This window comes from Nocardia sp. NPDC005366 (assembly GCF_040606855.1).
Lineage (GTDB): Bacteria > Actinomycetota > Actinomycetes > Mycobacteriales > Mycobacteriaceae > Nocardia.
Map to the genome: position 1 here is coordinate 1 of NZ_JBEXFQ010000074.1, position 8,985 is coordinate 8,985.

Here is an 8,985-nt window from a genome sequence, read left to right on the forward strand (position 1 = left end):
GCAAAACGCTCGACTGGGATACCCCAGCCGAGCGTCTGCGTGATCTACTGACCACCTAACACCAAGCGGTGTTGCGACGACCCCTAGAAACCGCCATGCCTGCGGGACGATCTGGTGGCTACCCCTCGGCGAACCGGAACTCTCCGTCTGCGGCGACCGTGATCCGATCACCCGCGACGTCGACCTCCAGCAGGCGCGCCAGGGCGTCCGGCACGGCGGTCGTCGCCAGCGTCCGACCGCGATCGGGGGTGCGCGCGGCGACGAACGCGCGCTCGGGGACTCCCGCGCGGTCGTGCACCACCGTCCACGACTCCACCGTCGCGGCGCCCTCGTAATCCGGATGGGCCACCGTCGTCGGCTCGCGGTCGACCAGCGGCTGCACGTTCTCCCGGCGGAACCCCGCGCGTGGCGGCTCGGTCCGGTAGACCCCGAAGGCGTGTTTGGTCAGGTAGCCGCCGTTGGCGGTGAGCAGGCCGTAGCCGCCGGGTGATTCGCGCAACCGGGTGGCGAGAGTCGCGATCGCGTGGGTGCTGTAGTTGTTCCACGGCCCGCCCGCGAAGGTCAGCCCGCCGGTCACGGTGAGCGGGCGGCCCGGATCGTCGAGCGGTAATCCGAGTTCGGCGGCGGCCACCTGGACCGCGGAGGGAAAGCACGAGTACACGTCCACGTGCGTGAGATCGTCGAGGCCGATTCCGGACAATTCCAGCGCCCTGGTCCCGGCCACCCGGATCGCGGGTGAACGGTCCAGGGCCGCGCGTTCGGCGATGTCGTAGGTGTCGTGCGCCTCGGTGCCCGCGTGCGGGAACACCCAGCTCTCGCGAGCGATACCGAGCCGGGTGGCGACCTCGACCGAGCACAGCAACAGCGCGGCACCCTGCTCGACCATATTGTTCGAGTTCAACAGCTTGGTGTAGGGCCAGCTGATCCAGCGGTTGTCGTCCGAGGGCGTGATGACCTCGGACGCGGTGTACTCGCGCCGGGACCACGCGTGCGGGTTCGTCGCGGCGACCTTGCTGAAGCCTGCCCACAACGCTCCGATCACCTCGCGGTGCTCGTCCATCGAACGACCCGCAGCGACCCGCAACGCCTGTTCGAACAGCGGGTACACGTACGCGGGCCGATCCAGCCCGGCCCGCTTCTCGGTCACCGACCGCATCGGCACCTCGTCGACCAGCATCTCGGCCTCGGCCACCGATTCGTCCTGCACGGTCCAATCGGGCCGTATACCGTTGGCGCGCAATCTCATCCGGGTGCGCCAGGATTCCGCGCCGCCGATCAGGACGACCTCGGCCCGGCCCGCCGCGATATCCTCGCACGCGCCGTTGACCAGCACCTGCGGGGTGCTCCCGCCGCTTCCGGTGTATCCGGTATGGCGTGGCGCCGCGCCGATCCGCGCGCCGACCAACGCCCCGGGGTCGCGATAGCGCCAGGACAGCATGCCGACCAGGCGCACCGAATCGACGAGTTCGAGCAGCGCGCCGCTGCCCGCCTCGTCGGCCGCCGCGCGCGCCGCGTCCGCGATCAGATCGACCGGTTCGCGGCCACCGGCCCGGTCGTTGATCTGGCCGCCGCCGACGAGGACGGGCGTGCGGGGATCGAGGCTCATGACCGCACCGCCTCGAGCATGCGTTCCCGGCTCTGCGGTCGCGGCCGGCCACCGAGAATCATGGTGGTCGAACAGGTCGGTTTCCAGCGTTTCACGATGTCCTCACAGATCTTGTCGACGGGTCCGATCAAGGCGACGTCCTCCACCGTCTCGGCGAGCACCACGTGCGGCGACTCGACGAGTTCGGCGCGCATCTCGTTCAGCGCGTCGGGACGGTTCAGACGAATCAGCAGGACGCCGGGCCGAGGCCGGTCGGTCACGACCTGATCGGGCATTCGCACACTTCCCCTCGGGTGGTCGGCAACAGTGCCGCCGGTAGCCACCTTCGACTATCAAGCTAATACCTTTAGGTTAATACCTCGAGTTCGAACGTTTGTCGACCAGGGTGGGAGGGCTCGGAACATGTAAGAACTCGACGGGAGAGTCGCCGTCGTCACCGGCGGCGCCGAGAACTGGGCACCTCAACCCGAAGGGCACCATCAACACGCACGAGAACTCTCCGGGCCGACCGCGGGGCCTGCGATCACGCACGGGAACCGGGATCGCGGTTGAGCAGCCACCAGACAACGATCAAGTCGTCGGTGCGGTCGAGATCCAGGCCGGTCATTTCGGCGAAACGAGTCGACCGCTTCCGCACGGTGTTGCGGTGAACACCGCCGTAAACCAGTTCGTGCAACGACCTCGGCATCCGGGTATCACACGCGGGCTTCGTCTGCATTTCGCATCGAGCTCTCGGTGACCCGCGGAAGGACTATTTGAGGTCGTTCATGGTTTTGCCGACGTCGGCGAGGGTGGTCGGCTTACCGAAGTCCTTGCTGTACGCGTAGGGGCTGAAACCGCATCGGAAAACACCGTTGTTCGGGGCGAAGTCAGCGGTTCTCCAGCCGTCGGGGGTCGCCTTCTGGACGTTGAAGCATCGAGTCTGTTCGGCCAGTGGCCGAGACAGATCTACCGGCGCTTGCAGGCCGCCGCCGGTCCAGGCGGTCTCCTTGCGCGCGGTGTTGTAGACACAGGCACGGGTGAGGTTGTCCCCGCAACTGGTGGCCGATTTGGCGAAGAGCACCCAGGCCTGGAAGGCGCGCAGGACCTGGAAGGTGATGTCGCTACCGGGTGCGTACTGCTCGAACAGGTCTTTGACCTGCTGTATCGCGGGTACCTGCGCCGCGGCGTCGAGCGGGGTGGTGCCACTGAGGTCGACGTAGTTGTTCTGCGCGGCGAGCGAGCTCTTGGAGGCGTCGAGGTAGGTGGAGTTGTAGGAGTTCGCGTTGGCGTCGATCCAATCCAGGCGGTAGTCCATGCCGGTCAGCACATCCTGGAGTTTGGCGAGGTAGCGGAAGTCGCCGAGGAAGATCAGTCCACGAACGTTCTTGGCCTTGATGGACTGGGCATACGGGGTCCAATCCGCTACTCCCGCAGCAGGATACAGATCGCTGTAGACGATCTTCGCGCCCGAAGCGGTGAGCGATTCGGTGAATTTGTCGCTCATCACCTTGGTGATCGGAGAATCGCCGACGATGATGCCGACCGATCCCGCGGAGTCCGGGTGGGCGTCCCTGATCAGCCAATCGTGGAACCCGGAGTATGGGTCGACGCTCTCGGCGACGGTAGCGCCCGCGCTGAGCTGAAGGTCCGAGCCGGTGTTCGCGGTGGCCGTGACCTGGGCGGGGAATTCCGGCAGCAAGCAGGACAGCCGGTCTTTCACGCCGAGTCCGTCGAGTGCCGCACTGCCGCCGACGAGGAAGAAGTCCTCGCGGCAGGATTCGAGCATCCGCTGGCGCACCTCCATGAAGTTGGTGTCGCGCAGATTGGTGACGATCTTGCGGCCGTTGATGCCGCCTGCCGCGTTGCACCAGGAGGTGAACACCTTCGCGGCGTCGACGAAATCGGGATTCTTCGTGAACCCGATGTCGGAGAACATGCCGATCTCGATCTCGGATGCCGTAACACCCTGCGCCGAAGCACTTTTCGCGCTGCCCGGCTGGCAGATACCGCTCAGGTCACCGAAGTTGCCCGAAACCGCCGGGCCTGCGTTTGATTCGGTCTCACTCGCGCCGCCCTCGCGTCCGCAACCAGCGGCCAGCAGAGCGATTGCCAGCAAGGCAATGCCGATTCTGTGCGACTTCACCGTGTTCCTCCTCCGTTGAGATGTTCCCGGCGTCACCGTCGCGGATAGCGGTTGTCGCAACCGCTTCCCCGGACGCGCGCTCCTCCGAGGAAACAGAGTCTTCTTTCGCTCCACGGGAACCAGACACAGACTTACACGCATAAGTAAACTTGTACAGGGGTGTCCGAATTCGGTGGGCGGTGTGCGAGCCGGGTGCACGACGAGCCCCCACCGCGGCGGCCGGATTCTCGGTCATCACCGGCTCACGGCCTGCGGGGTCGAGGCCGGGGTCATTCAAGCCCAGTAGGTCGGCTCGCCCCGCCATCCGCACGGCAGCCCGCAGGTCGGCTGCATGGTGATCTCGACGAATCCGTTCTCGAAGGTCCGTACGGTCGCTGTCGCCTGAGCCGGATAGCCGCACCGAGGGCATTTCTCGAAGTAGTTGAGAACATCACGAACGGTGACACTGACAGGCTGACCCGACACCGCCTGTGCGCGAGGAGTTCTGCCCGGCGTCGGGTTTCTCGTCTGCGATTCCCGCCCGTACGCCCGGACGTCGACGGCGCCGGGTGGCCTCGGCGGGATGGGCCGGGAGGAAGGAGGGGTGATCATGCGGGCGCCGGTCGGGCGGTCTTGTTCTGCCATGGGTTCGATGTCTCTTATCGCAAACGTTCTTGTGCTGCTGCATGATGTGGTGCGCGAGGGCCTGTTTCGGAACTATCGGTCGCGCACTCGGTGTTCATCGAGTGGATGAAAGGTCATCCGCGCACCAGAAACTTACTCGTGTAAGCGCTGTGGCGCTACCGTTTCACTCCACCCGGCGGGATCGGATATCGATCGCTCAGGTCGAGTCGCGTTCGATCAGGACAGCGAGATCGCTACCGCTGTCGACATCGAGGTCATCGGTCGGCAACCCCAGGGCGTTCATCATGGCGTTGACAGCGGTGTCGACGATCGCGGTCGCGTCGAATCCGACAGAGGTCAGCGGCGGGTCGCTCAGGGCACCGAGGCCTATGGCGTCCACCCCGATGACCGCCAGATCGTGTGGACAACGCAATCCCGCCCGCCGTACGCCGTGCAGCACGGCGAAGGCGGTCTCGTCGCTCTGCGCGCACACCGCGCTCACGCCCTGCTCGACCCAGCGCGAAACCACCTCCACGGCATCGGTCCCGTCGTCGCGGATGTCCGCGACAACCGGGTCGGGCACTCCGTGTTCGCGGGTGGCGGTGCGGATGCCGTCGAGCCAATACTCCCCCAGCAGGCGCAGTTTCGGATTGGTGGAGAACGCGAAACCCAGCTGTCGATGCCCCCGAGAGAGCAGATGTTCGACGCGCATCCGTCCGACGGTCAGATGCAGCGAGGCGAGCGTGTTCAAGTTCGCGCTGCCGAGATGGATCTGGGGAATATTGGCGGCGTTCGCGGCGTCGAGCGCCGCGCCAGTGAGCGGGAAGACGCCCGAGACGGCAATGGGGTCGAGACTGGCGATCGCCTCGGCCACGTTGGCGCCGTCCTCGGTTTCGAATTGCAGCGACATGACGATGCCGTGCCCGGCCAGCGCCGTGGTCATTCGACTGCTGACCTCCATCGCCAGTTCGTGCAAAGCCATCTTCGGCACGATGTAGAGGACCAAGCCGCTCGCGCCGACCACAAGATTGCGTGCCGCCAGATTGGGCCGATATCCGAGAGTGGCCGCGGCGTCGCGAACGGCCTGCTGTGTCCGCGTCGAGATCCGCTGGTTTTCAACGTTGTTCAGAACGTAGGTGACCGTTGCGGTCGACACTTTGGCCAGACGCGCGACATCGGCTCTCGTGGGCCTAGCGGGCCTCTTGACACTCTCCATACTGCTCCCACCCAGGACCGAGTACGACCTGCCGTGCATCATTGCACGACATTCCTCTACGCCGTACAGCACGCCACCGAGCGAAATCCAGGATGCCACCCGGCCTGCGTGGCCCGTGCGGGGACGCGAGTTGCCGAGGACCCGTGCACCGACCCGCCCCGGCGAACTTCTGCCGATCGCGAATCCGAGCCTGGACGTACTCAACTTACGCGAGTAAGTTGGACTCGCTTCTCCACAGCGGGGAGTGCTCTTACCACCTCGAGCCAAGGATTCGTGTGACCGTCGAGAATTTGCAGATTCCCTCCGACTGGGACCAGATCACTCCCGAGTGGATGACCGCCGCGCTGGCCGAGCATCACGCGGGGGTCCGGGTGGCCTCGGTCGACGTCGTCCTTCGTGACGACGGGACCAACCGCCGGGCGCGCTTGGCGCTGACCTACGACAGCGGGCAAGGCCCGGCATCGGTCTTCCTCAAGGCGGCCGACCCGGCGCACAAGGAACTGATCAAGCTGACCAGCGGAATGTTCCACGAGCCAAGGCTTTTCGGCTGTGGAGCCGCACTGCCGGTCGAGCATCCGGCCGTTTTCGCCGCGCTGATCGACGAGGAAACGGAGGATTTTCTTCTGGTCATGGAGGATCTCACCGTTCGCGGAGCCGACCCGCGTGATGCCACCCGTCCCCTCACCATCGATCAAGCCGCCAACGGGGTGCGCGCATTGGCGCGACTACACAGCCGGTACTGGGGGGCGCGGCTCGACGAGCACACCGACCTGGCATGGCTCGAACCGTTCGTACCGTGGGACGGAATGGAGATCGCCCCGCTGCAGGCCGCGCTCGATCGCCTCGGCCCGGACGCGCCCGCATCGGTGACCACACTGAGCATCCACGACCTGATCGAGAGGATCTGGAAGCCCTACATCCGCAGCCTGACCACCGGCCCGCAGACCCTGCTGCACGGGGACGCCCATATCGGCAACACCTACCTGATCGATGACACCCATGTCGGCTTCCTGGACTGGCAGGTAGCACGCCGCGGGCACTGGTCACTCGACCTGGGTTACTTCCTGCAAGGCGCGCTCACCATCGACGACCGACGTGCCGGCGAGGACACGCTACTGCGCGAATATCGTGATGCGCTCGACCTGCCCGCCGACGAAAAACCCTCTCCGGAACAGATACACCACGGCTACCGCGCCTCGGTCGCCCACGGCCTGACCCTGTGGTTGTGCACCGCCAGCGCCGGAGAGTTCTGGCAACGTCCCGATATAGCTTTGGCTCTGGCGCAACGGTATTCGGCCGCGTACGCCGATCTCGACACCGCCTCCGCAATCGCCGAACTAGACACGGCCGGTCACCCATGAGGTATGACACCCGCCGACGACACAACGGAACGGAGATCCGATGACGGCTCGACCACCCGAACCCACCGAGCTGGATTCTCGGTCGGTGCACGATGTAGCCGGGACGGGATCCAACCCCGACGGGAGCGTCGCACGCAGGTATCGACTCGACGTCGTCGCCCACAGTGTCGCCGATGTCGTCGAACATGCGGGCGGATGGCTCTTCGATCGATCCGGCGCGGGCTGGGACGTCACGGTTCTGATACCGGATCTGGTCAGGGCCGACGTACGACCCCTTCGGATCCTCGGGGCAGACATCGCGGATCTGGACTCGGTGCTGGAGGCGGGGGGCCGAGGACGTCACCCGGAGGCGCTCGCGATATCCGCCGCCGTGTGCGACAGAGATTCGCGAACCAACCGAGGACTGATCGACGCCCTGCACCACGGCGGCGTCGAGGTCGTGGTCTGGGGCGACACCTGGGTCTCCCGTCCCGAACACCTTGTCGATCCCGTCGCACATCGACTGAGCATCGCCGCGCGAGCGTTCAAGGCACACGCATTGGTCGCCGCGTCGTTACCCGCGATGCTCAACAGTTCGACCGAACTCTTTCGGACCGGTCTCTCGGCCCTTCCCCCACTGGGCAGAGATCTCGTTCCCGCCGACAATCGCCCGCGATGATCCAGCAGGTTCACCGTGTCGTCGACGCGCTCGCGGTCATCGCGGAGCCGCGAACTTCGACGACGATGCCGAGGTGGCGAAGTACTCGCCCTGCTCGACGAATACCTGTCGGACTTACAGGACCCCGTCGACCCGACGGTGTGACGATCCGCTCCACGATGAATTTCGGGTCGATCCGGCGTCTATTCCTCTGGACAGACCCGAAGACAGGAGTCCGGACATGACGAAACCGTTTCGATTCGGGGTCGTTGCCCCGCTCAGAACCGACGTGCCGACGTGGCGAGATCGCGTGCGCCGCATCGCCGACAGCGGCTACTCGACGCTGCTGGTGCCCGACTTCCCGCAGCTGCAACCGGCGCCCGGTCCCATGCTGGCCACCGTCGCGGCCATGACCGATCTGCGCGTGGGCACGTGGGTATACGCCTCTCCGCTACGCCCGGCCTGGCTGACAGCGTGGGAAGCGCACTCGCTGTCGCTGCTGACCGACGGTCGCTTCGAGATGGGCATCGGCACCGGAAGGCCGGGAATCGAGGACGAGCTCCGCGACAAGGAGATGCCCGTCGTACCGCCGCCGAACGAGCGGCTGGCACAGGTACGTGAGACCGTCGCGACGCTGCGCGATCTCGACGGCCCCGACCGTCATACGCCCGTGGCGATGGCCGTATTCGGTCCGAAGGCCCGGGCGCTGGCGGCCGAGGTCGCGGACACGGTCACCTTCGCGCTGGGGGATCAGCCTCGGGGCGAAGTCGAGCGGCTGGCACGCGACTTCCGCACCATGGGGGACGTCGAGCTCGCACTTGCCGTGCCGGTGATCGGCGACACTGTCGCGCCGCACATGGCGCCTCCCGATACCGACCCGGCCGCGCTTCGCGCGGTGGACGCGGTCACCGTACTTCCGGACGACCCGGCCGCCGCCGTCGAGGAGATCCAGCGACGACGAGAAGAGATCGGCTTCTCCTATTTCGTCTTCGGCGCCGACTTCGCCGACAGGTTCGCTCCGGTCGTCGCCGAACTCGCCGGTCGGTAGAGGTCATTCGGTGGCTGTGCGGATTTTGTCGGCCGCGTCGGCGACCGCGTCCGCGATGACGGTGTCGGTCGCGCTCTGTGCCGTGGTGAGGTCATCCACTGCTCGATCATCTGCGCGGGAAACTGGTGACGAGACGCCCGGATAGAGGCCAACGAATCGCGGGCATGCCGGGTTCAGTCCTCCGGTCGCCAGTGCACGACAACGCCGCCTATCGCGCTGAGCGAGGCGGCCACACCACGGCGGCCGGGCGGATCACAGGTCAGCGAGCCGCTGGCCCGCGACCTGTGGGTTCGTGCTGAAACCTGGGATCGGTAGGTGGCGCGCGCGCGTGATCTACTCACCCCATGACATCTTCTCAACCTCCCACCAACCAACCGCAGTCCGCCGGC

9 protein-coding genes are annotated in these 8,985 nt (G+C 66.0%); 3 read left to right on the forward strand and 6 right to left on the reverse strand.

Going from position 1 to position 8,985, the window contains the following annotated elements; translation table 11 throughout:
* Positions 1-118: 118 nt before the first annotated feature.
* The 6 genes from ABZS43_RS36125 to ABZS43_RS36150 form a co-directional block, all read right to left on the reverse strand.
* Positions 119-1,606 (reverse strand): acetyl-CoA acetyltransferase, encoded by a 1,488-nt coding sequence (locus ABZS43_RS36125; RefSeq protein ID WP_355040510.1) that lies wholly within the window; start codon positions 1,604-1,606, stop codon positions 119-121.
* Positions 1,603-1,881 carry a hypothetical protein gene (locus ABZS43_RS36130; RefSeq protein WP_355040511.1) on the reverse strand — a complete coding sequence of 93 codons (279 nt, stop codon included), beginning with the start codon at positions 1,879-1,881 and terminating at the stop codon, positions 1,603-1,605. Before ABZS43_RS36130 ends, ABZS43_RS36125 begins: the two co-directional genes overlap by 4 nt.
* A gap of 248 nt (positions 1,882-2,129) precedes the next feature.
* On the reverse strand, positions 2,130-2,294 hold the full coding sequence (locus tag ABZS43_RS36135; RefSeq protein ID WP_355040512.1) for a helix-turn-helix domain-containing protein: 165 nt from the start codon (positions 2,292-2,294) through the stop codon (positions 2,130-2,132).
* Positions 2,295-2,357: 63 nt separating this feature from the next.
* Positions 2,358-3,731: an ABC transporter substrate-binding protein gene (locus ABZS43_RS36140; RefSeq protein WP_355040513.1), complete on the reverse strand. Its 1,374-nt coding sequence runs from the start codon at positions 3,729-3,731 to the stop codon at positions 2,358-2,360.
* Positions 3,732-4,004: 273 nt separating this feature from the next.
* The gene (locus tag ABZS43_RS36145) at positions 4,005-4,355 is read right to left on the reverse strand and encodes a hypothetical protein (RefSeq protein WP_355040514.1); all 351 of its coding nucleotides are present in this window, start codon (positions 4,353-4,355) and stop codon (positions 4,005-4,007) included.
* Between the two features lie 196 nt (positions 4,356-4,551).
* Positions 4,552-5,550, reverse strand: coding sequence for a LacI family DNA-binding transcriptional regulator (locus ABZS43_RS36150; RefSeq protein ID WP_355040515.1), 999 nt, complete (start codon positions 5,548-5,550; stop codon positions 4,552-4,554).
* A 332-nt stretch (positions 5,551-5,882) separates the two neighbouring features.
* Between ABZS43_RS36150 and ABZS43_RS36155 the strand changes: the two genes are divergently transcribed.
* The 3 genes from ABZS43_RS36155 (at position 5,883) to ABZS43_RS36165 (ending at position 8,596) form a co-directional block, all read left to right on the forward strand.
* Complete coding sequence (locus ABZS43_RS36155; RefSeq protein ID WP_355040518.1) at positions 5,883-6,911, forward strand: phosphotransferase; 1,029 nt, start codon at positions 5,883-5,885, stop codon at positions 6,909-6,911.
* A 40-nt stretch (positions 6,912-6,951) separates the two neighbouring features.
* Positions 6,952-7,569, forward strand: a complete 618-nt coding sequence (locus ABZS43_RS36160) for a hypothetical protein (RefSeq protein ID WP_355040516.1) — start codon at positions 6,952-6,954, stop codon at positions 7,567-7,569.
* A 220-nt stretch (positions 7,570-7,789) separates the two neighbouring features.
* Positions 7,790-8,596, forward strand: a complete 807-nt coding sequence (locus ABZS43_RS36165) for an LLM class flavin-dependent oxidoreductase (protein ID WP_355040517.1) — start codon at positions 7,790-7,792, stop codon at positions 8,594-8,596.
* Positions 8,597-8,985: the final 389 nt, after the last annotated feature.